The organism is Bacillus cereus group sp. N11 (assembly GCF_016483605.1).
Taxonomy (GTDB): domain Bacteria; phylum Bacillota; class Bacilli; order Bacillales; family Bacillaceae_G; genus Bacillus_A; species Bacillus_A toyonensis.
Genome location: NZ_JAEHBN010000108.1, coordinates 1 through 236 on the forward strand (window position 1 = coordinate 1; position 236 = coordinate 236).

Consider the following 236-nt stretch of genomic DNA (forward strand, 5'->3'; position numbering starts at 1 on the left):
CCCCCGCCCCCCTCTAGCTCCTGGACCTCGTGGTTCTCTTGTTCATTCGGGAGCTTCGGGTGCTACTGGACCTCAAGGTATTCAAGGTAATACGGGTGCTACTGGTGCTACTGGTGCCACTGGCGCTACCGGACCTCAAGGTGTTCAAGGTAACACAGAAGCAACAGAAGCTACAGAAGAAAATGCGCGTCAAGGTCTACAAGGTCACCAAATAAAAACAGAAAAAAGGGGGGGGG

Annotated in this window: 1 pseudogene; it reads left to right on the plus strand. The window is 53.4% G+C overall.

Going from position 1 to position 236, the window contains the following annotated elements:
- Positions 1–236 (plus strand): annotated as a pseudogene (locus JDS98_RS29890) (hypothetical protein); the annotation flags it as partial.